General features: G+C 66.6%; 21 protein-coding genes. 11 read left to right on the top strand and 10 right to left on the bottom strand.

Going from position 1 to position 19680, the window contains the following annotated elements:
* The first annotated feature begins 349 nt into the window (after nt 1–349).
* Together clpS and clpA are read left to right on the top strand one after the other, a co-directional pair.
* Nucleotides 350–679, top strand: coding sequence for an ATP-dependent Clp protease adapter ClpS (gene clpS / locus OSH07_RS08125; RefSeq protein WP_266338109.1), 330 nt, complete (start codon nt 350–352; stop codon nt 677–679).
* A 9-nt stretch (nt 680–688) separates the two neighbouring features.
* Nucleotides 689–3124, top strand: coding sequence for an ATP-dependent Clp protease ATP-binding subunit ClpA (gene clpA, locus OSH07_RS08120; protein ID WP_266338108.1), 2436 nt, complete (start codon nt 689–691; stop codon nt 3122–3124).
* Between the two features lie 72 nt (nt 3125–3196).
* Here clpA and sigJ read toward each other — a convergent pair whose 3' ends face one another.
* The 7 genes from sigJ to OSH07_RS08085 form a co-directional block, all read right to left on the bottom strand.
* On the bottom strand, nt 3197–4099 hold the full coding sequence (gene sigJ / locus OSH07_RS08115) for an RNA polymerase sigma factor SigJ (RefSeq protein WP_266338107.1): 903 nt from the start codon (nt 4097–4099) through the stop codon (nt 3197–3199).
* Nucleotides 4100–4165: 66 nt separating this feature from the next.
* On the bottom strand, nt 4166–4636 hold the full coding sequence (locus tag OSH07_RS08110) for a carboxymuconolactone decarboxylase family protein (RefSeq protein ID WP_266338106.1): 471 nt from the start codon (nt 4634–4636) through the stop codon (nt 4166–4168).
* Nucleotides 4637–4712: 76 nt separating this feature from the next.
* Nucleotides 4713–5141, bottom strand: a complete 429-nt coding sequence (locus tag OSH07_RS08105) for an HIT family protein (protein WP_266338105.1) — start codon at nt 5139–5141, stop codon at nt 4713–4715.
* A 21-nt stretch (nt 5142–5162) separates the two neighbouring features.
* Nucleotides 5163–6845: a sulfatase-like hydrolase/transferase gene (locus OSH07_RS08100; RefSeq protein ID WP_266338104.1), complete on the bottom strand. Its 1683-nt coding sequence runs from the start codon at nt 6843–6845 to the stop codon at nt 5163–5165.
* Between the two features lie 5 nt (nt 6846–6850).
* A complete protein-coding gene (locus tag OSH07_RS08095; protein WP_266338103.1) occupies nt 6851–8125 on the bottom strand; it encodes a GNAT family N-acetyltransferase in 1275 nt (424 codons plus the stop codon).
* Nucleotides 8126–8267: 142 nt separating this feature from the next.
* A complete protein-coding gene (locus OSH07_RS08090; protein ID WP_266338102.1) occupies nt 8268–9038 on the bottom strand; it encodes a glycerophosphodiester phosphodiesterase family protein in 771 nt (256 codons plus the stop codon).
* A gap of 6 nt (nt 9039–9044) precedes the next feature.
* On the bottom strand, nt 9045–9509 hold the full coding sequence (locus tag OSH07_RS08085; protein WP_266338101.1) for a RidA family protein: 465 nt from the start codon (nt 9507–9509) through the stop codon (nt 9045–9047).
* A gap of 182 nt (nt 9510–9691) precedes the next feature.
* Between OSH07_RS08085 and OSH07_RS08080 the strand changes: the two genes are divergently transcribed.
* A complete protein-coding gene (locus tag OSH07_RS08080) occupies nt 9692–10567 on the top strand; it encodes a cell envelope integrity EipB family protein (protein ID WP_266338100.1) in 876 nt (291 codons plus the stop codon).
* A 76-nt stretch (nt 10568–10643) separates the two neighbouring features.
* Here OSH07_RS08080 and gph read toward each other — a convergent pair whose 3' ends face one another.
* On the bottom strand, nt 10644–11315 hold the full coding sequence (gph, locus tag OSH07_RS08075; protein WP_266338099.1) for a phosphoglycolate phosphatase: 672 nt from the start codon (nt 11313–11315) through the stop codon (nt 10644–10646).
* Between the two features lie 154 nt (nt 11316–11469).
* Here gph and rpiA point away from each other — a divergent pair, with 154 nt between their 5' ends.
* The 4 genes from rpiA (at nt 11470) to OSH07_RS08055 (ending at nt 15133) form a co-directional block, all read left to right on the top strand.
* Nucleotides 11470–12168, top strand: a complete 699-nt coding sequence (rpiA, locus tag OSH07_RS08070; protein WP_266338098.1) for a ribose-5-phosphate isomerase RpiA — start codon at nt 11470–11472, stop codon at nt 12166–12168.
* 28 nt (nt 12169–12196) lie between these two features.
* On the top strand, nt 12197–12703 hold the full coding sequence (locus tag OSH07_RS08065; RefSeq protein WP_266338097.1) for a DUF2059 domain-containing protein: 507 nt from the start codon (nt 12197–12199) through the stop codon (nt 12701–12703).
* A 29-nt stretch (nt 12704–12732) separates the two neighbouring features.
* Nucleotides 12733–14112 carry a glutathione-disulfide reductase gene (gene gor / locus OSH07_RS08060; protein ID WP_266338096.1) on the top strand — a complete coding sequence of 460 codons (1380 nt, stop codon included), beginning with the start codon at nt 12733–12735 and terminating at the stop codon, nt 14110–14112.
* 130 nt (nt 14113–14242) lie between these two features.
* Nucleotides 14243–15133, top strand: a complete 891-nt coding sequence (locus OSH07_RS08055) for a DNA-3-methyladenine glycosylase 2 (RefSeq protein WP_266338095.1) — start codon at nt 14243–14245, stop codon at nt 15131–15133.
* On the opposite strand, the gene OSH07_RS08050 is transcribed toward OSH07_RS08055, so the two are convergent.
* Together OSH07_RS08050 and OSH07_RS08045 are read right to left on the bottom strand one after the other, a co-directional pair.
* Complete coding sequence (locus tag OSH07_RS08050) at nt 15130–15492, bottom strand: nuclear transport factor 2 family protein (protein WP_266338094.1); 363 nt, start codon at nt 15490–15492, stop codon at nt 15130–15132. The genes OSH07_RS08055 and OSH07_RS08050 overlap by 4 nt on opposite strands.
* 68 nt (nt 15493–15560) lie before the next feature.
* The gene (locus OSH07_RS08045) at nt 15561–15962 is read right to left on the bottom strand and encodes a hypothetical protein (RefSeq protein ID WP_266338093.1); all 402 of its coding nucleotides are present in this window, start codon (nt 15960–15962) and stop codon (nt 15561–15563) included.
* A 117-nt stretch (nt 15963–16079) separates the two neighbouring features.
* Between OSH07_RS08045 and OSH07_RS08040 the strand changes: the two genes are divergently transcribed.
* From OSH07_RS08040 to OSH07_RS08025, 4 genes are all read left to right on the top strand, one after another.
* A complete protein-coding gene (locus tag OSH07_RS08040) occupies nt 16080–16880 on the top strand; it encodes a helix-turn-helix domain-containing protein (protein ID WP_266338092.1) in 801 nt (266 codons plus the stop codon).
* 26 nt (nt 16881–16906) lie between these two features.
* Nucleotides 16907–17725: an LssY C-terminal domain-containing protein gene (locus tag OSH07_RS08035; RefSeq protein ID WP_266338091.1), complete on the top strand. Its 819-nt coding sequence runs from the start codon at nt 16907–16909 to the stop codon at nt 17723–17725.
* 134 nt (nt 17726–17859) lie between these two features.
* Complete coding sequence (locus OSH07_RS08030; protein ID WP_266338090.1) at nt 17860–19245, top strand: class II 3-deoxy-7-phosphoheptulonate synthase; 1386 nt, start codon at nt 17860–17862, stop codon at nt 19243–19245.
* Nucleotides 19246–19255: 10 nt separating this feature from the next.
* Nucleotides 19256–19672 (top strand): GFA family protein, encoded by a 417-nt coding sequence (locus tag OSH07_RS08025; RefSeq protein WP_442907399.1) that lies wholly within the window; start codon nt 19256–19258, stop codon nt 19670–19672.
* The last annotated feature ends 8 nt before the right edge of the window (nt 19673–19680 follow it).

Raw genomic sequence — 19680 nt, 5'->3', positions numbered from 1 at the left:
CCTCGGATTGGCTGTGACCGGCCGTGGTCCGGACGCCGGTGTTTGTTCTGGTTCGCCCCTGTTCTCCCGGATGGCGCAGCCTTGCCGCTATGCGCTTGCAACATGGCCTCAAGGCTCGGATTTCGGTGGGGGCCGGGCCACGGGATGTGACGCGAAAGTGACGCAAACCGACCGAAGCTCGGCGCTGCGCGCGGGGTGCACTTCCATCCCCGAGAAGCCTCCCCATATAAAACCTCGACATCTCCCCGCTGGGTCTTGCACGCTAAGGCGCGGATGCTCGAAATGAGCGATTGCGCCGCAGCGAGATTGTCGGCAGGATTCCGTTTTCGCGACGTATTGATCGAACCCTATGAGCAACGAAACTCGTCGTTCCGACGATGGCGACAACGACATCGGCGTCGTCACCAAAACGCGGCCAAAGACCAAAAGGCCGAACCTGTATCGCGTTCTGCTGCTGAACGACGACTACACGCCGATGGAGTTCGTCGTGCATGTGCTCGAGCGGTTCTTCAACAAGAACCGCGAGGAGGCAACGCAGATCATGCTGCATGTGCATCAGCATGGCGTGGGGGAGTGTGGTGTCTTCACCTATGAAGTGGCCGAGACAAAGGTCACGCAGGTGATGGATTTCGCACGCAAACACCAACATCCGCTGCAATGCGTGATGGAAAGGAAGTGAGGTCCTAACGTGCCGTCATTCTCCCGCAGCCTCGAAAAGGCCCTCCACCAGGCGCTCGCTTTCGCAAACGAGCGACACCAGGAATATGCGACACTCGAACATCTCCTGCTCGCTCTGATCGAGGATCAGGACGCGGCAGCCGTCATGCGTGCCTGCAATGTCGACCTCGACATGCTGAAGCGCAGCCTGATCGACTACATCGATACCGAACTGGCCAATCTGGCACACGGCCCCGACGAGGACTCGAAGCCCACAGCCGGCTTCCAGCGCGTCATCCAGCGCGCCGTGATCCATGTCCAGTCGTCCGGCCGTGAGGAAGTCACCGGCGCCAACGTGCTCGTCGCCATCTTCGCCGAGCGCGAGAGCCATGCCGCCTACTTCCTGCAGGAGCAGGACATGACCCGCTACGACGCGGTCAACTACATCTCGCACGGCATCGCCAAGCGGGCCGGCATGAGCGAGAGCCGCCCGGTGCACGGCGTCGATGACGACGCCGCCACGGTCGACAGCCGCGAGGAAAGCAAGAAGAAGGCTGACGCGCTGGATGCTTATTGCGTCAACCTCAACGAGAAGGCGAAGAAGGGCAAGATCGACCCGCTGATCGGCCGCGACATCGAAATCGCGCGCACCATCCAGGTCCTCTGCCGCCGGCAGAAGAACAATCCGCTCTTCGTCGGCGACCCCGGCGTCGGCAAGACGGCGATCGCCGAAGGCCTCGCCAAGCGGATCGTCGAGGGCGATGTCCCCGACGTGCTCGCCGGCTCGACCATCTTCTCGCTCGACATGGGCACGCTGCTCGCCGGAACCCGCTATCGCGGCGATTTCGAGGAGCGGCTGAAGCAGGTCGTCAAGGAGATCGAGGAATATCCCGGCTCGATCCTGTTCATCGACGAGATCCACACCGTCATCGGTGCGGGCGCGACGTCGGGCGGAGCCATGGATGCCTCGAACCTGCTGAAGCCGGCCCTGGCGGGCGGTTCGATCCGCTGCATCGGCTCGACTACCTACAAGGAATACCGGCAGTTCTTCGAGAAGGACCGGGCGCTCGTCCGCCGCTTCCAGAAGATCGACGTCAACGAGCCGACCATTCCGGATGCGATCGAAATCCTGAAGGGCCTGAAGCCCTATTTCGAGGACTTCCACCGCGTCCGTTACACCAACGACGCGATCAAGTCGGCGGTGGAGCTGTCGGCCCGCTACATCCATGACCGCAAGTTGCCGGACAAGGCGATCGACGTGATCGACGAGACCGGCGCCTCGCAGATGCTGATTCCGGAGAACCGCCGCAAGAAGACCATCGGCGTCAAGGAGATCGAGGACACCATCGCCACCATGGCGCGGATCCCGCCCAAGACGGTGTCGAAGGACGACCAGGAAGTGCTGAAGGGGCTGGAAGCGGCGCTGAAGCGCGTCGTCTACGGCCAGGACAGCGCCATCGCCCAGGTCACCTCGGCGATCAAGCTGGCGCGTGCCGGCCTGCGCGAGCCGGAGAAGCCTATCGGCTCCTACCTGTTCGCCGGTCCGACGGGCGTCGGCAAGACCGAGGTCGCCAAGCAATTGGCGGCCAGCCTCGGCGTCGAGCTGATCCGCTTCGACATGTCGGAATACATGGAACGCCACACCGTCTCGCGGCTGATCGGCGCGCCTCCCGGCTATGTCGGCTTCGACCAGGGCGGTCTCCTGACCGACGGCGTCGACCAGCATCCGCATTGCGTGCTGCTGCTCGACGAGATCGAGAAGGCGCATCCGGATCTGTTCAACATCCTGTTGCAGGTGATGGATCACGGCAAGCTGACCGACCACAATGGCAAGCAGGTCGATTTCAGGAACGTCATCCTGATCATGACCACCAATGCCGGCGCGGCCGATCTCGCCAAGCCCGCCATCGGCTTCAAGTCGACGACGCGCGACCCCGACGACCAGGAGGCGATCAACCGCCTGTTCGCGCCGGAGTTCCGCAACCGCCTCGACGCCATCGTCCAGTTCGGCAATCTGCCGATCGAGGTCGTCCACAGCGTCGTCCAGAAGTTCGTGCTGCAGCTCGAGGCACAGCTGGCCGACCGTGGCGTCACCTTCGATCTCTCGCCGGAGGCGGTCGATTGGCTGGCGCACAAGGGCTACGACCGCCAGATGGGCGCCCGCCCGCTGGGCCGCGTGATCCAGCAGTACATCAAGCAGCCCCTGGCTGACGAAGTGCTGTTCGGCAAGCTGCGCAAGGGCGGCACCGTCAAGGTGACGGTCGAGACCAAGGAAGACGGCGAGGCAGGGCTGCATCTCGAGCCGATCGAGGATGGTCCGGTGACGCCGAAGCCCGAGCCGGAAGAGCCGAAGGCCAAGGCGAAGCCCCGCCGCAAGGCGGCCAGCGCCAAGAAGGCGGCTCCGGAAACCCCGACGCCGCCGAAGCGCGGCGGCCTGGTGCCGAAAGTGCCGCTGAAGACGGAGTGATCCGTCCGGCTGCGACATGAAGAAAGGCGGGACGCGATGGAGTCCCGCCTTTTTCTTTTTTGCGCTCCGGGATCACGCGTCCGCGTGGTGCAGGAAGGCTTCCGCACCGGCGAGCTTGTCGGGATTGCGCATGCTGTAGATCGCGACGATGCGGCCGTTTTCGAGTTCGAGCGCGATCGCCTGAAGCGTTCCGAACGGGTCGAGCGAGACGAAGCCGGGGAGGCCGTTGATGCGGAGCGGCCCGGACCAGACCTGAACCGGACGGGCGTCCGGCTTTTGGAGGATACCCGCGAAGAAGCGGCCGATCTTGTCCGCGCCATGGATCACGTTGAGCGTGGCGGGGCGCTTGCCGCCGCCGTCGCCATGGAGGCGGGCGGCATCCGCCAGAAGGTTGCGAAGCGCCGAAGCGTCGCCGCTGGAGGTCGCGGCGAAGAAGGCGGTCACGACCCGCGCCGCTTCCGTGGCATCGACATCATAGCGTCGTTCCGTGTCGCCGACATGGTTTCGCGCGCGGACGAGCAACTGGCGGCAGGCCGCCTCGCTGCGGTCGATGGCGCCGGCGATCTCGCGGAACTCGAAATCGAACAGGTCATGCAGGATGAACACGGCGCGCTCGAGCGGCGACAGCCGTTCCATCGCCAGCATCAGCGCGACCGGCGAGTCGATGCGCTCCTCGGCGGCCTGCGCGGCATCGGCCGCCGCCGGCGGCGCGATCACCGGTTCGGGCAGCCATTGGCCGACATAGTTCTCGCGGCGCGCGCGGGCCGATTTCATCAGGTCGAGGCAGAGGCGGGTGACGGTCGTGCCCAGCCAAGCGCGCGGGCTCGCGACCTCCGCCGGCGCCGAGCCGTGCCAGCGCAGGAACGCGTCCTGGACGATGTCCTGCGCATCCGCCAGCGATCCGAGCATGCGATAGGCAAGCGCGGTCAGGAAACGTCGGTGCTGCTCGAACTCGGGATAGGACGCGTCGGCCATGGAGTTCCGTAACTGTCTGTGCCTCTCCCGGCCGCGGCATGACCGCCGCGGCAGGGAGAGGGTATATCACGCCGCCGCGAGGGCGGCCGCCTTGCGGTCGTTCGGATGCACGGTGCGGAAGCCGACGGCGAGCCGGTTCCACGAATTGATCGTGCCGATCAGGAGTGTCAGTTCGACCTGCTCGGCGGGGGTGAACGCGGCCTTCAGCGCCTCATAGTCCGCGTCGGGCGCGCCGGTCTGGGCGACCAGCGTCAGCGCCTCGGTCCAGCCGAGCGCGGCGCGCTCGCGCGGCGTGTAGAGCAGCGACTCGCGCCAGGCGCTGAGCAGGTAGATCCGCTCCTCGGTCTCGCCATGCTTGCGCGCATCGGCCGTGTGCATGTGCAGGCAGTTGGCGCAGCCATTGATCTGCGAGGCGCGGATCTTCACCAGTTCCTGCAGGCCGTGCTCGATGCTGATCGCGTTGATCCTGGCGCTGAACTCGAGCATCGCCTTGAAGGCTTCCGGCGCGGCGGCAAAGGCGTTCAGTCTCTCGGTCATGATCGTCTCCGTTGGTTGACGGGACTAGACGAGACAGACCGGCCGCCTGTGACGCGCGCGCACGAATTTTTCCGGATTAGTTCGCGTTGAGCGCCGCGCGCACCCGCTCGGCGTTCTCCGCCAGGATCTCCGGCTTCTCCATCGCGCCGGTATGCGGGTGCAGCGGCTCGCCGTCGAAGCGGGGGATGATGTGGAAATGCAGGTGGAAAACAGTCTGGCCGGAGGCCGGTTCGTTGAACTGCATCACCGTCACGCCGTCGGCGGCGAAGGCGGTCTTGGCTGCGCGGGCGAGCTTCTGCACCACCGGGATCAGGCGGGCGAGCACGGCCGGATCCGCATCGAGCAGGTTGCGCGACGGCGCCTTCGGCACGACGAGCAGATGCCCGGGTCCCTGCGGCATCACATCCATGAAGGCGACCGTCTCGGCGTCCTCGTAGACGCGCTGGGACGGGATTTCCCCGCGCAGGATGCGGGCGAAGATGTTGGCGTCGTCATACTGGGTCATGCATGTCTCCCGTCGTGATGGTCAGGCCCGTTCGGGCAGGGCGGCGGCCTGCGGCGCTGCTTTGCCGAGGTCGATCATGCCCTGGTCGATCAGCGTGCGGTGGAAGCGGTTCTTTCGCTCCGATTGTGTCGCCATATAGTGCGCGCCGCATTCGCCGATCAACTCGGCCCGCGTCGCGCTGATGGCATCGAGCGGCAAGCCGGAGGCCTGCAGCGCCACGGTGCCGAGCATGGCGATGTCGAGCCGCTCCGGCACGCTTTGCAGCGCCGGATCGAAGTGGAGCGCTTCGATCGCGTAGAAGGTCTCGAACTGGCGCGGATCGTCGGACTGGATGCCGCGCGCCTCCTCGATCGCCCGCGTCATCGTCGGCTGGTGGTCGCCATAGCGGACGATCAGCATCGGCCGGCCGGGATAGCGCGTCTTCAGCGCCGCCTTGAAGGCGGCATAGCTGTCGGCCGTCTCGCTCAGGCGGGCGCAGTATTCGCCGTAATTGCCGTCCGGCAGCGCTTCGAGCGCGAAGCGTCGCTCATCCTCATACTGTCCCGGCGGGACGAGGCGGGTTTCGTGTGGGCCGTGGTTGAAATTGGTCAGCGCCATCAGGAAACGCGGCGCCGGGTCGCGGTCGATCGAGCGTTCCAGCGCGCCCTGTGTCGCCGCGAAGAAGGCCGCGTCGGAATTGTTGACCTCGAAGGTGGCGAGATCGAACGGCGGCGGGAATTCGTCGGAGAACACCCGCTCGTCGACGTCGATGCCCGCGTAGAACGCGTCGTAGTTCATGAACTCGCGCCGGCAACTCGTCGAGAGCATGGTCCGGTAGCCGAGGGCGGCGAGTTCGCCCGGCAACGAATGGTGGAAGCGGCCGACGCCCTTCTTGAACAGGAAATAGGAATCCGGGCCGAAGCTGGCGGAGGAGAGCCCCGTCAGCAGGCTGAATTCCGTCTGCCACGAGCCGCCGCCATAGATGTCGACATGCAGCGTGCCGTTGAGCCCGTCCTTTGGCGTCAGGAACGCCGCGATGCGGTCGTCGACGGGAAGGCCATAGAGGCGGGGATCGAACACCGATTCATGCTGGATGACGATGATGTCGGGGCGGATCTCCGATCGCGCCGGAATCGGGGCGGCGAGCGGCAGCGGCGTCGCGGCGACGTCGAGCATCCGGAGGCCGCCTGTCGGCCACCAGCTCGCGACATCGACCAGCGACATCATGAAAAACGAGAAGAAACGCTTCTGCTGCGTCACGTCTGTGCGGTAGGCCGTGCCGCCATTGACTCGCCAGAGCGCGTAGAGCGCGGCGGCGGTGGCCGCCAGGATCAGCAGTCGCGTGGAGACGGCAAAGGCGCCGCCGCGAACGAGCGCCAGGGTCGCGAGGGCGGCGAGGAAAAGCAGGACCGCGCCGGCGATGGTGAGCGCCGCCGTCCGCCGGTATTGCCGCAGCATGAACGGGATGGTGCCGGCAAAGGTGAGCGCCAGGTCGGCGACGGCGAGCTTCATGCCGCTGTGGTGATGCTTGACGGCGGAGGCGCCGACCAAAGTGAGCGCCAAAATCAGCGCCAGCAGGGTGGCGCGTTCCAGGTCGCCGACCACCAGCAGGAAGCAGGCGGTCAGGAAGGCGAAAGCCACGAGGGCGGAGGCGGGTTTCGTCGCTTGCCGCTCGGTCACGAGCAGGATGGCCGCGGCACCGACCCAAAGGAGAATCGCTGTCATGCCAATCACGTATCAGCTTTGAACGGCGTGTGCTCGTCGAGGAATTCGTGATCGGCGGCAACCGCTTCGCGCTCGCGCGACAGATAGTCGGCGACGGCGCGGCGCAGCCCGCGATCGGCGATGAAATGGGCCGAGCGGGTGACGATCGGCCGATAGCCACGCGCGAGTTTGTGGTCGCCCTGCGCGCCGGCCTCGACGCGCGGCAGGCTATGCGCGATCGCCCAGTCGACAGCCTGGTGATAGCAGATCTCGAAATGCAGGAAGGGCACGTCTTCGGAGGCGCCCCAGTAGCGGCCGTAGAGCGCGTCCGAGCCGATCAGGTTGAGGGCGCCGGCGATCGGGATGCCGTCGCGCCTGGCGAGGATCAGCAGGACCCGGTCGGCCATGCGCTCGCCGAGCAGCGAAAAGAAGCGTCGGTTGAGATAGGGACGCCCCCATTTGCGCGAGCCCGTGTCCATGTAGAAGCTGAAGAAGACGTCCCAGTCGGCCTCCGTGATGGCGGCGCCGGTCAGGTGCTCGACGGTGATCCCGCCGGCCAGCGCCTCGCGCCGCTCGCGCCGGATCGTCTTGCGCTTGCGCGAGGCCAGCGCGGCGAGGAAGTCCTCGAAGTCGCGATAGCCCTCGTTGATGAAATGGAACTGCTGGTCCATGCGGGCCAGGAAGCCGCTGTCGTCGAAGAGGTCGGCGTCGGGCTCTTCCAGGAAGGTCGCGTGGATGGAGGAGGTGCGCAGCTGGCGGCAGAGTTCCAGCAGGCCCGCCACCAGCAGCTCGCGCGCGGCCGGCGGCGCATCGGCCCGCGTCAGCAGCCGTCGCCCGGTCGCCGGCGTGAACGGAACCGAGACTTGCAGCTTCGGGTAATAGTTGCCGCCGGCCCGCTCATAGGCATCGGCCCAGCCCTGGTCGAAGACATATTCGCCCATCGAATGGGGCTTCTGGTAGCAGGGCACGATGCCGACCGGCTTGCCGTCCTCGCCGTCGAGCACGAGATGCCGCGCCTGCCAGCCGGTGCGGCCGGTGGCTGAGCCGGATTCTTCCAGTGCATGCAGAAAGTCGTAGGAAATGAAAGGGTTATAGGCGGGTCGCTGAGATTTTGATTCAAGCGCGCCGGCTTCAGGTCCGGATACCGCGCGTCGATGGTAAGCCTTTAGAAAAGCTGAGGGATCAGCGCCGAACGGGCGGGCGGATGGCCAGCCGGGATTGGCGCAGGCGTCCCATTGCTGCCGATCGAATTCGGCGAGCGAGGAGAGGACGCTGAGGCGCGCATCGGTGGAAGCGGTCATGGGGGGAGGACGATCTCGCTTGAGCGCATGGGACATCCCAGCATCTATGGCGAAACGCCGCAAGCGCAAGTCGCGCCGTGCTCTCCGGCGCAATGGCTTCCGCGGCGCCGGGCCGCGAAAGCCGTCTTCGGCCGACCGCAGCTCAGCCCTGGTCGGGATCGAACCCCTCGAAGGTGATCTGGTCGGTATAGAGCCTGGCCTTCTCGGCCTGCTCGCGCGTCCGCACGGTCCAGGTGATCAAAGGCAGGCCGCCGGCGCGCACCATCGAGGGGGCGAAGGAAGGCAGGCCGTTCAGGTCGTACGAGACGAAGCCGGCGCCGACCTTCGGCACGGCCGAGAGATTGCGCAGCGCGAAACGCTGGCGCGGCGTGAGGTAGCCCCATTCGTCGAGATCGGTGTAGCGGTCGGCGACGATGCCGCGCGGTATCGACGGCAGCAGCCACTGCATGACGGCCATCGAGTCCGGGTCGAACGACATCACAACCGCCGGACCGGCATAGGCCGCGAGGATCGGCGCGACGGCCGCTTCCAGCCGGCGGTTGCCGTCGAAGTTGCTCTTCAGCTCGATCACCAGCGGAACCTTGCCGGCGACGGTCTCGAGCAGCTCGGCCAGCGTGGGCACGGTGTCGCCGCCCTGCCTGAAGGCGGTGGCCTTGAGGCTGGCGAGCGACATCGCGTCGACGCGGCCGCTCGCCTGCAGCAGGCGGTCGACCGTGTCGTCATGGAAGACGACGACGGCGCCGTCGGCGGTCAGCTGCAAGTCGACCTCGATCGCGAAATTGCGGTCGATCGCGGCGCGCACGGCCGAGAGCGTGTTTTCGACCCGGCCGCTCGCCGCGTCATGGTAGGCGCGGTGGGCGATCGGGCGCGCGGTCAGCCAGGCGGGGGCCGCGGTCGAGTTGGGGCTGCTCATGACCGGTCAGGCGATCTCGAGGATGGCTTCGACCTCGACGCCGACGCCGAAGGGCAGGGCGGCGACGCCGACGGCCGAGCGGGCGTGGCGCCCCTTGTCGCCGAGAACCTCGACCATCAGATCCGAGGCGCCGTTGACCACCTTGGGCTGGTCGCCGAATTCCGGATCGGAGTTGACGAAGCCGACCAGCTTGACGACGCGGCCGATCCGCTCGAGGTCGCCGAGGGCGGCCTTCGCCTGGGCCAGGATGTTGATGGCGCAGAGGCGGGCGGCGGCGCGGCCTTCCTCCAGGCCCAGTTCGCGGCCGAGCTTGCCGACATACTCGATGCCGTTCGGGCCCATCGGGATCTGGCCCGAGATGTAGAGATAGCCGCGACTCTCCACGGCCGGCACGTAGTTCGCGGCCGGCGCGACCGCCGCGGGCAACACGATTCCGAGAGCTTCGAGGCGGCTTTCGATCTGGCTCGACATGGGGTTCTCCAATGGCTTCTGAGGTTTTTCTCGGTTTCGCTTGATTCCGCGGCGCCTGCAAGCGCGGCGCCCGTCCGTGGGTGGCGAAGCCGTGTATGTGATGCGTAGACGTTTCGCCGTTTTGCTGATTGAAATGCGCTCTATGTCAGCCCTATGTCGGCTTGACGACGATGGGAGTGAGCATGAGCGTTTCAATGGGTGCAGGTCGCAGGGGTCTGGCGCTGGCTGCGGGTGTCGCATCCTTGCTGGTCATGGCGGGATCGGCCGTCGCCCTTTCGCCCGCGCCGGCCAAGCTGCCGTTCGCCGCGCATCAGGCCGTCTATGACCTCAGGCTCGACTCCGGCGGCAAGTCCGAGACGGTCAGCGATGCCGAGGGGCGGATGGTCTATGACTTCTCCGGCACGCGGTGCGACGGCTACAATACAAAGCTCCGTTTCGTGACGCGCATCAGCGACGGCGACGGCAATTCCCGGCTCACCGATGTCGCTACCTCGACCTTCGAGGATGCCGACGGCAAGAGCTTCAGCTTCGCCACCAAGAGCTATGTCGACGGCACGCTGGCCGAGGATTCGACCGGTTCGGCCGAGCGTGAGGGCGGCAAGCTGCATGTGACGCTCGCCAAGCCGAAGTCCGAGCGCTTCGACATCGCCCCGACGTTCCAGTTCCCGAACCAGCATCTCGCAACGATCATTGATGCGGCGATGCGCGGCGACCGCTTCGTCGAGGTCGGGCTCTTCGACGGCTCGGAGAAGGGCGAGAAGCCCTATGCGACCGCGGCGGTGATCGGCGCGACGAATTCCGGCGCGGACGACCTTGGAGACGAAGCGACCGCCAAGCAGGCCGGCATCGCCAATGTCCGGCATTGGCCCGTCACGCTGAGCTACTTCGACCAGAAGGCGAACGGAGAACAGTCGCCCGCCTATGAGCTGTCGTTTATCGTTTACGAGAATGGCGTGACGCGGCGGATGCGGCTCGACTATGGCGACTTCGCGCTGACCGGCAAGCTCGTGCGGCTCGACATGAAGCCGATCAAGGTCACCGCCAAGCGCTGCCACTAGGTGCAGTCGCCGGGCTCAAGACTTTTTCGGATAAGTCGGATCGAGCGAGGCGGGCCCCGCCTCGCTCGATCCGTTTTCAGGCGTGGACGGCCAGACCGGCGACCGCGCCCTTCAGCTCGTCGAAATGGCTGATCACCACGTCGGGGCCCAGCTCAGTGACGGGAACGGGCGTGTAGCCGAAATCCACCGCGACGACGGGAATGCCGGCCGCCTTGGCCGTGTCGATGTCGGTCTTCGAATCGCCGATCATCACGGCGCGGCGCGGATCGCCGCCGGCGCGGCGGATGGTCTCGTTGAGGGCGAGCGGGTCGGGCTTCCGCGCCGCGAAGGTGTCCGCGCCGCAGATCGCCGCGAAGCGATCGGAAAGGCCGAGCTCGTCGAGCAGCAGCATCGACAGCCCCTCGAGCTTGTTGGTGCAGACGGCGAGCAGCCAGCCTTCGGCGGCGAAGTGATCCAGCGCCGCGATGACGCCGTCGAAGGGGCGGCTCGTATCGGCGATATGGGCCGCGTAATAGGCGATGTAGGTGTCGAACAGCCGGTCGATCGTCGCCGTGTCGCGGGTGACGTTGTTGGCGGCGAGGCCGCGCTCGATCAGGACGCGGGCGCCATGGCCGACCATCGCCCGCGCATCCTCATAACGCACAGTGGCGAGGCCCTCCTGTTCGAGCACGACGTTGAGCGTCGCGACGAGGTCGGTCGCGGTGTCGACGAGCGTGCCGTCGAGATCGAAGACGAGGATGGGGCGCATCGGGGAGGGGATTCCGTTCATGGAGGTTCGCGAACCTACCAACTCCATTCATCGCCTGAAAGGCGGGACGATGTCGCGTGGGCGTTGGCGGCGGCCACGCCCCATGCTAACAAGCCGCGCCGGATCGGCATCACACCGCAACCTGAAGTGCCAGATGATTTCCAGCGACGAACTCAAGAAGCAGGCGGCGCTCGCGGCCCTCGAGCAGGTCGAGGACGGCATGAAGCTCGGCCTCGGTTCCGGGTCGACCGCCAATCATTTCATCCGCGGTCTTGGCGCGCGCGTTCGCGGCGGTCTGTCGGTGGTCGGCGTTCCCTCGTCGGAGCGCACGGCGGAGCTGGCGCGGGCCGAAGGCGTTCCGCTGGCGACGCTGGAGGAACTGCCGCATCTCGACCTGACCATCGACGGCGCCGACGAACTCGACATCCGGCTGCGCCTGATAAAGGGCGGCGGCGGCGCGCTGCTGCGCGAAAAGATCGTCGCGGCGGCGTCAAGCCGGATGATCGTCATCGCCGACGGCTCCAAGCTGGTCGAAACGCTCGGCGCCTTTCCGCTGCCGATCGAGGTCAATCATTTCGGCATCGGCGCCACCACGGCGGCGATCGCCGATACGGCCCGCCGGCTGGACATGCCCTCGAGCCTGACGCGACGTCTCGCCGCCGATGGCTCTCCCTTCGTCACCGATGGTGGTCACGCCATCATCGATGCATCTTTTGGCCTTATTCGCGATCCAGAAGCCTTGAGTCTCGCTCTTGCCGCGATTCCGGGGGTCGTGGAGCACGGTCTCTTCATCGGACTTGCATCTGCCGCCGTCATCGCTCGGCCGGAAGGCATCAGCTGGTTGGTGGCTTAACATCATTTCGCCCATCGGGAGTTTCTCCATGACCTTCATCCGCAAATCCATCGGCGCCGCCGTGCTGGCCGCCGGCCTGGCCATGGGCTCGGCCGGCTTCGCTCAGGCGCAGGAAGTGACCGATTCCCACGTCGCTGCGGCGCTCGAGGCGGTCCATGCGGCCAAGACCTCGCGCGGCTTCGACAATCTGCTGCCGCTCCTGTCGCAGCAGACCCAGAACAAGCTGATCCGCCTTCGTCCGGACCAGCACCAGGCGATCGCCGAAGTGGTCGACGCCCAGGCGCTCGAGCTCGTCGCCCGCCGCAAGGACCTCGACAACGACGTCGCCCGCATCTGGGCCAAGCACTTCTCCGAGGACGAGCTGAACGCGATCTCGACCTTCTACAAGAGCCCGGCCGGCGCCAAGCTCGCCGATATCGGCCCGCAGGTCGTCGGTGAGACGCTGCAGTCGGTCAAGGGTTGGTCGGATCGCGTCGGCGAAGAGCTGTTCGAAAAGTCCCGCGAGAACCTGAAGAAGAAGGGCATCGACTTCTAAGTCGAAGCCCCGGAAGCCGAAATCCTCTCATGACCCAGTTCGACGTCGATCTCTTCATCATCGGAGCCGGTTCCGGCGGCGTTCGCGCCGGCCGGATCGCCGCCGGCCATGGCGCCAGCGTCATGGTTGCGGAGGAGTATCGCGTCGGCGGCACCTGCGTGATCCGCGGCTGCGTGCCGAAAAAGCTGTTCGTCTATGCCTCGCGCTTCGCCGAGGAGTTCGAGGATTCCGTCGGCTTTGGCTGGACGCCGGGGGAGGCGACCTTCGACTGGTCGCGCCTCGTGGCGGCCAAGGATACGGAAATCGATCGCCTGAACGGGATCTACATCCGCAATCTCGAGCGCTCCGGCGCCAAGCTGGTGCAGACGCGGGCGGAGATCGTCGATCCGCACACGGTGCGGCTCGTCGGCGAGGATCGCCTCGTCACGGCCAGGTACATCCTGGTCGCGACGGGCGCCGCGCCGTTCATCGAGCCGGACCTGCCGGGTAGAGAACTGGCGATCTCGTCGAACGAGGCCTTCCATCTGCCGCGCCTGCCGGAGAAGATTGTCATCGTCGGCGGCGGCTTCATCGCCGTCGAGTTCGCTGGCATCTTCAACGGCCTCGGCGTCGAGACGACCCTGATCCATCGCGGCGACGCCGTCCTGCGCGGCTTCGACGCCGACCTGCGTCGCACCCTGCGCGAGGAGATGGAGAAGAAGGGCATCCGCGTCCTGACCGGCGACGTGCTGACCTCGATCGAGAAGACGGCGGACGGCCTGCTGGCGCGTACCCGCAACGGCGAGGCGCTGCCGGCCGGCGAGGTCATGATCGCGACGGGCCGGATCCCTAATACGCGCGGGCTCGGGCTTGAAAATGCCGGGGTCCAGCTCGACGGCGCTTCCGCCATCGTCGTCGACGAATTCTCGCAGTCGAATGTTCCCTCGATCTACGCGGTCGGCGACGTCACCAACCGGGTCAATCTGACGCCGGTCGCGATCCGCGAGGGCCACGCCTTCGCCGATACGGTTTTCGGCGGCAAGCGCATCTCGGTCGATCATCTCGGCATCCCGAAGGCCGTGTTCTCGCAGCCCGAGATCGGCTCGGTCGGCCTTGCCGAGGAAGAGGCGCTGGCCGAATTCCCGGCGGTCGATGTCTACCAGACCAGCTTCCGGCCGATGAAGCACACGCTTTCGGGGCGCAACGAGAAGACGCTGATGAAGCTGCTCGTCGATGCCGACAGCGACCGCGTCATCGGCTGCCACATCCTCGGCCCCGATGCCGGCGAGATCGTGCAGATCGTCGCCATCACGCTGAAGATGCGCGCCACCAAGGCCGATTTCGACTCGACCATGGCGCTGCATCCGACCGCCGCCGAGGAACTCGTCACCATGCGCGAGCCGAGCATCCGGCACCGCCGCAACGGTTGACCGCGTCCCGGCTTCGCCGTTCCCGTCGCCTTCGAATTCCGTAGCAAGAACCGGATGGCGGCGCTGTCGGCATCGGGCTAGCGCAGCGCAATCGACCGGCCGATGTTGCGGCATGAGGGAAACGCGCGGAATGGAATGGACCCTGAGCCTGCCAGCCGGATTCCGGCCGGAATATGCGCTCGCTTATCATGGCCGGGACCGGCTCAGCGTCAGCGAGCGGGTCGAGGGGCGGATCATCGCGAAGACTCTCCTGATCGATGGCACCGGGCATCTTCTCGAAATCGATCTTGCGCATTCCGACAATTCCGTCGAGCCGAGAGCCGATATCCGCATCGATACGGACGCGTTGTCTTCGGACGCTGTGGAGCGGATCGTTTCGCGCATGCTCGGGCTCGGCAGCGATCCCGTCGGCTTCGAGGCGCTGGTGGCGCCGCGCGCCGATGGCGCCCGCATCGTCGGCTCCCGCAGCGGGCTGCGCATTCCCTTGACGGCCGATATCTGGGACGCCGTCTGCTGGGCGGTAATCGGCCAGCAGATCAACCTGACCTTCGCCGCCGCGCTCCGTCGCGCCATGATCGAGCGCGCCGGGGTGCGTCACGCCGCAAGCGGCCTCTATGCCCATCCGGATCCGTTCCGCGTCGCGGCGCTGGAGATGGAGGATTTGACCGCACTACGCTTTTCGCGCTCCAAGGCGAGCTACCTGATTGGCGTCGCGGGATTGATCGTCGAAGGGCAACTCTCGCTTGATGCGCTTGCCGCCGGATCCGCCGTCGAGGCGGAGGCGGCGCTTGTCGCCGTGCGCGGCATCGGTACCTGGACGGCGCGCTACATCCTGCTGCGCGGCTTCGGCTTTCCCGACATGGCGCCGATCGGCGATTCCGGCCTCGCCACCGCGCTGCAGCGATTGCATGGCCTTGCCGAGCGTCCCGACATTAAGGCGCAGGAGGCTTCGATGCTGGCTTTTGCCCCGCATCGAAGCCTCGCCACCACCCATCTCTGGGCGAGCCTCGTCGACGGCTAGGCACCCGGCGCGAAGTCGAGGAAGCCGACGACGCTTGCAAGCCTGCCAGCTTCGATCGTTGCGAAATCGGTGCCGCCGGCGACCGAAGGCCCGCCTTCCGGGCCGAGTTCCCACGAGAAACGGACCCGATCCTCATAAGCATCGACCTTGCCGACCTGCTTGATGCGGAGGCCGGTGAAGCGCTCTTGCACGGCCGCCAGCATCTGGTCGATGCCGCCATGGCCCTGGCTCTTCATCATCGGGTCGACATAGGCGGCCTCCTCCGTGAAGGTCGCGGCGATCAGGTCGCGGCGCTTGGCGGCGTCGGTCTCGTTCCAGCTGGCGATGTAGCGTTCGACGAGTGCTGCGGTGTTGGTCATGGTCAATCTCCAGGGGGCAGTTGGGAGGGATCGCGAGCGGGCGCCGCTCGCGCGGGGAGGGGGAAAGATCAGGCCGGGATCGGCGAGGTGGCGCGCAGGCCCATTGCCTCCAGCTCCGCCACCACGGCGACGACGAAGGCCTGCGCGACCACGAAGACGATGCCGAGTGCCGTCGGCGCGGCGAAGCCTCCGATCAACAGGGCAGTGCTGCCGGTGACCCAGACGGCGTTGCAGCCGATGATCAGCCAGACGCCAGGCCGTGAGAGGATCGGCCGGCTGGCGACGAACAGCACGAAGGCGGCGAAGGGCAGCAGCACCAGGCCGGCCGCGCGCAGCAGGTCGGCCGGCAGTCCGAGCAGGTCTGCGACGAGCCCGGGGCCGAGCGCCAGGGCGGCGCCGATGGCGAGGCAACTGGCCGCGTCCGCCAGGAGCAGGCGGCGCAGGAAATGGGGGTGGCGGGTGATGTTCATGATCCGGTTCCTCGGTTCGTCGTTGCTGACAGGCCGGAGATTTGCGGGCCGAGGGCATGAAGTCGATTACGTCCGAGGTAATTGGATCGACGCCCGGGCTTGCCGTATCGTCGCCGCATGGAACCGAATCCCCGCCCGATCGGCGAACAGATCCGCGACTGGCGGCAACGCCGGCGGCTCAGCCAGATGGAACTTGCCGGCGATGCAGAGATGTCGACGCGGCATCTGAGCTTCATCGAGACCGGCCGATCGCGACCGAGCCGGGACATGGTGCTGCGGCTCGCCGCCGAGCTGGAGGTTCCCCTGCGCGAGCAGAACCGGATGCTGGTCGCTGCGGGCTTCGCCCCGGTCTACCGCGAGAGAAAGCTGGACGATGCCGGTTTCGCTGCCGCCCGTCGGGCGGTCGAGCGCATCATCGAGGGACACGAGCCCTATCCGGCGCTGGCGATCGACCGGCAGTGGAACCTCGTCGCCGCCAACGCCGCCATCATGCGGCTCGTCGCCGGCGTCGATGCGGCCCTGCTGGAGCCACCGGTCAATGTCCTGCGGCTGGCGCTGCACCCGAACGGGCTGGCGCCGCGCACGCTCAATTTCGCGGAATGGCGGGCGTATCTTCTGGCGCGGCTGGCGCATGAGATCGACCTGTGCGGCGATGCGGGGCTCGCCGACCTGCTGGACGAATTGCGCGCCTATCCGGCGCCGCCGGCGCCGAAAGGGCGGGCCGCCGAGGACGATTTCGGCGGCATCGCCGTGCCCTACCGCGTCCGCCTCGGCGACGAGACGCTCTCCTTCATTTCGGCCACCACGCTGTTCGGAACCCCGGTCGACGTGACGCTTTCGGAACTGGCGGTGGAATCCTTCTTTCCGGCCGACGACGAGACCGCCGAGGCCTTGCGCCGGCTTGCAGCGGCGTCATGATGCAACCCTTCACGGGGGGCAGTGCGATGGCATCGGCGAACAAGGGGCTTTCCAGGCGGCTGAGGCTGCGCAACTTGGCCACGGGCCTCGTCGCCGTGCTGCTGCTCTATGGCCTCGCCGCCTATGTCGTGCTGCCGATGGCATGGACGCATTACGAGCACCAACCGGGCCTTGCCGACCGGCCGATGGTGACCCACACCGCGCAGGGCATTCCCGGCGACCCGCTCAATGTCGGCCTCGTCGGCGGCAAGGAGGACGTGCTGCGGGCCATGCATGGCGCGGGCTGGTATCCGGCCGATCCGATCACATGGCGCTCCAGCATCGAGATCGTCGGCAGCGTCGTGCTCGACCGGCCCTATCACGACGCTCCCGTCAGCCCGCTCTTCTATGATGGCCGGCGCGAGGATTTCGCCTTCGAGAAGCCGGTCGGCGAGAGCGCCGACAAGCGCGACCATGTCCGCTTCTGGCAGGTGCTCGACAGAGGCGCGGAGGGCCGGCCGGTCTGGCTCGGTTCCGCCACCTTCGATCGCGGCGTCGGTCTCAGCCACGACACCGGCCAGGTGACCCATCACATCGGCCCCGACATCGATGCCGTGCGCGACCAACTGACCGATGATTTGCAGAAGGCCGGCATGGTAGAGGCGACGTATCAGGTCACCGGCATCGGCCCGACCGTGAACGGTCGCAACGGCGAGGGCGACCCCTACTACACGGATGGCGAGATCTGGGTGTCGCGGCTGGTGCCGGATGGCGCCAAGTCGGCCAAGCCGCCGGAAATCATCCCGCCGCCCGCCTTCGTCAGCTTCAAGGATCGCCTCTGGCATTGGGTCGCGTCCTGGTTCTGACGGGCAGGTGACGTGCCGTCGCTTGCGGTAGCCTCCTCCGAAGCATGCGTGTATAAGACCGCACCTTTCGAGAACCGGTGATCTCGTCGCGCGCGGCATCGCGCGAAGGCGGGCAGGGGTGTGGAGTGACGACGATGAAGACGAGTTGGAAGCCGGACAGCTGGCGCTCGAAGCCCATCCAGCAGGTTCCGGACTATCAGGATCCAGCGGCGCTCGCCGCGGTCGAGGGACGGCTTTCGAGCTACCCGCCGCTCGTCTTTGCCGGCGAGGCGCGCAAGCTCAAGAAGAGCTTGGCAGCCGTGGCGCGTGGCGAGAGCTTCCTGCTCCAGGGCGGAGATTGCGCCGAGAGCTTCATGGAGCATCACCCGGACAACATCCGCGACTTCTTCCGCGTCTTCCTGCAGATGGCCGTCGTCCTCACCTTCGCCGGCTCCATGCCGGTCGTGAAGGTAGGCCGCATCGCTGGCCAGTTCGCCAAGCCCCGCTCGGCGCCGACCGAGACGATCAACGGCGTCGAACTGCCGAGCTATCGCGGCGACAACATCAACGGCATCGAGTTCACGCCGGAAGCGCGCGTGCCCGATCCGCGCCGGATCGAGGATTCATACCGCCAGGCTGCCGCGACGCTGAACCTGCTGCGCGCCTTCGCGCAGGGCGGCTACGCCAATCTCGAGCATGTGCATCAGTGGATGCTCGGCTTCGTCAAGGATAGTCCGCAGGGGCACCACTACCAGGAGATCGCCGACCGCATCTCCGAGTCGATGGCGTTCATGCGCGCCTGCGGCGTCGATCCGGATACGACGCCGTCGCTGCGCTCGACCGATTTCTTCACCTCGCACGAGGCGCTGCTGCTCGGCTACGAGCAGGCGATGACGCGCGTCGATTCGACGACGGGCGACTGGTACGCCACGTCGGGCCACATGCTGTGGATCGGCGATCGCACGCGCCAGCCGGACCATGCGCATGTCGAATACATGCGCGGCGTGAAGAACCCGATCGGCTTGAAGTGCGGCCCGTCGCTGACCGGCGACGGCCTGCTGCAGCTGATCGACCTGCTCAATCCGGACAATGAGCCGGGCCGGCTGACCCTGATCTGCCGCTTCGGCGCCAACAAGGTGTTCGATCACCTGCCGCAGCTGATCCGCGCCGTCGAGCGCGAAGGTCGCTCGGTCGTCTGGTCCTGCGATCCGATGCATGGCAACACGATCAAGGCTTCGAGCGGCTACAAGACGCGGCCGTTCGACCTGATCCTCCAGGAAGTGAAGAGCTTCTTCGACGTGCATCAGGGCGAGGGCACGTTCCCGGGCGGCATCCATATCGAGATGACCGGCAAGAACGTCACGGAATGCACGGGCGGCGCCCGTGCCATCACCGACGAGGACCTGTCGGACCGCTACCACACCCATTGCGATCCGCGCCTCAATGCCGACCAGGCGCTGGAGCTCGCCTTCCTCGTCGCCGAGCTGCTGAAGACGAGCCGCCAGGGCGTCGTCCAGCAGCGCGCCGTCGCCGGCCTCTGAGGCGCACGCGGTGACGGGCGGGGAGACGCATTCCGGCGCCTGTCTGTGCGGGGCGGTGACCTATCGGGTCGCCGGCCCGCTGGCCCCCGTCGTCGGGTGCCATTGCCGGATGTGCCGCCAGCAGACCGGCCATTTTCTCGCCTCGACCTCGGTCGAGCGCGCGGATCTCACGATCATGGGCAGCGAGCATGTGCGCTGGTACGCGTCGTCGGAGACGGCGCGGCGCGGCTTCTGCGGAACCTGCGGCTCGGTGCTGTTCTGGGAGAATGCTTCGTCGCGGATCGCGATCGCCATGGGCGGCTTCGACGGGCCGACTGGCGTCACCTGGGACAAGCATATCTTTGTCGCGGACAAGGGCGACTATTACGGCATCGAAGACGGCGTTCCCGCCTATGCCGTCCGGCGCCCCGCGCCCTCGGCCGAATAGAACGACAT

The organism is Kaistia nematophila, assembly GCF_026343855.1.
Taxonomy (GTDB): domain Bacteria; phylum Pseudomonadota; class Alphaproteobacteria; order Rhizobiales; family Kaistiaceae; genus Kaistia; species Kaistia nematophila.
Note: the sequence above shows the minus strand (reverse complement) of the source record. Positions and strands in the feature narration are given on the sequence as shown.

Bases quoted from the DNA above. Each gene is read 5' to 3' on its own strand.
- clpS (WP_266338109.1), top strand. From the start codon at position 350: ATGAGCAACGAAACTCGTCGTTCCGACGATGGCGACAACGACATCGGC.
- sigJ (WP_266338107.1), bottom strand. From the start codon at position 4,099: ATGGCCGACGCGTCCTATCCCGAGTTCGAGCAGCACCGACGTTTCCTG.
- OSH07_RS08110 (WP_266338106.1), bottom strand. From the start codon at position 4,636: ATGACCGAGAGACTGAACGCCTTTGCCGCCGCGCCGGAAGCCTTCAAG.
- OSH07_RS08105 (WP_266338105.1), bottom strand. From the start codon at position 5,141: ATGACCCAGTATGACGACGCCAACATCTTCGCCCGCATCCTGCGCGGG.
- OSH07_RS08100 (WP_266338104.1), bottom strand. From the start codon at position 6,845: ATGACAGCGATTCTCCTTTGGGTCGGTGCCGCGGCCATCCTGCTCGTG.
- OSH07_RS08095 (WP_266338103.1), bottom strand. From the start codon at position 8,125: ATGACCGCTTCCACCGATGCGCGCCTCAGCGTCCTCTCCTCGCTCGCC.
- OSH07_RS08090 (WP_266338102.1), bottom strand. From the start codon at position 9,038: ATGAGCAGCCCCAACTCGACCGCGGCCCCCGCCTGGCTGACCGCGCGC.
- OSH07_RS08085 (WP_266338101.1), bottom strand. From the start codon at position 9,509: ATGTCGAGCCAGATCGAAAGCCGCCTCGAAGCTCTCGGAATCGTGTTG.
- OSH07_RS08080 (WP_266338100.1), top strand. From the start codon at position 9,692: ATGAGCGTTTCAATGGGTGCAGGTCGCAGGGGTCTGGCGCTGGCTGCG.
- gph (WP_266338099.1), bottom strand. From the start codon at position 11,315: ATGCGCCCCATCCTCGTCTTCGATCTCGACGGCACGCTCGTCGACACC.
- rpiA (WP_266338098.1), top strand. From the start codon at position 11,470: ATGATTTCCAGCGACGAACTCAAGAAGCAGGCGGCGCTCGCGGCCCTC.
- OSH07_RS08065 (WP_266338097.1), top strand. From the start codon at position 12,197: ATGACCTTCATCCGCAAATCCATCGGCGCCGCCGTGCTGGCCGCCGGC.
- gor (WP_266338096.1), top strand. From the start codon at position 12,733: ATGACCCAGTTCGACGTCGATCTCTTCATCATCGGAGCCGGTTCCGGC.
- OSH07_RS08055 (WP_266338095.1), top strand. From the start codon at position 14,243: ATGGAATGGACCCTGAGCCTGCCAGCCGGATTCCGGCCGGAATATGCG.
- OSH07_RS08050 (WP_266338094.1), bottom strand. From the start codon at position 15,492: ATGACCAACACCGCAGCACTCGTCGAACGCTACATCGCCAGCTGGAAC.
- OSH07_RS08045 (WP_266338093.1), bottom strand. From the start codon at position 15,962: ATGAACATCACCCGCCACCCCCATTTCCTGCGCCGCCTGCTCCTGGCG.
- OSH07_RS08040 (WP_266338092.1), top strand. From the start codon at position 16,080: ATGGAACCGAATCCCCGCCCGATCGGCGAACAGATCCGCGACTGGCGG.
- OSH07_RS08035 (WP_266338091.1), top strand. From the start codon at position 16,907: ATGGCATCGGCGAACAAGGGGCTTTCCAGGCGGCTGAGGCTGCGCAAC.
- OSH07_RS08030 (WP_266338090.1), top strand. From the start codon at position 17,860: ATGAAGACGAGTTGGAAGCCGGACAGCTGGCGCTCGAAGCCCATCCAG.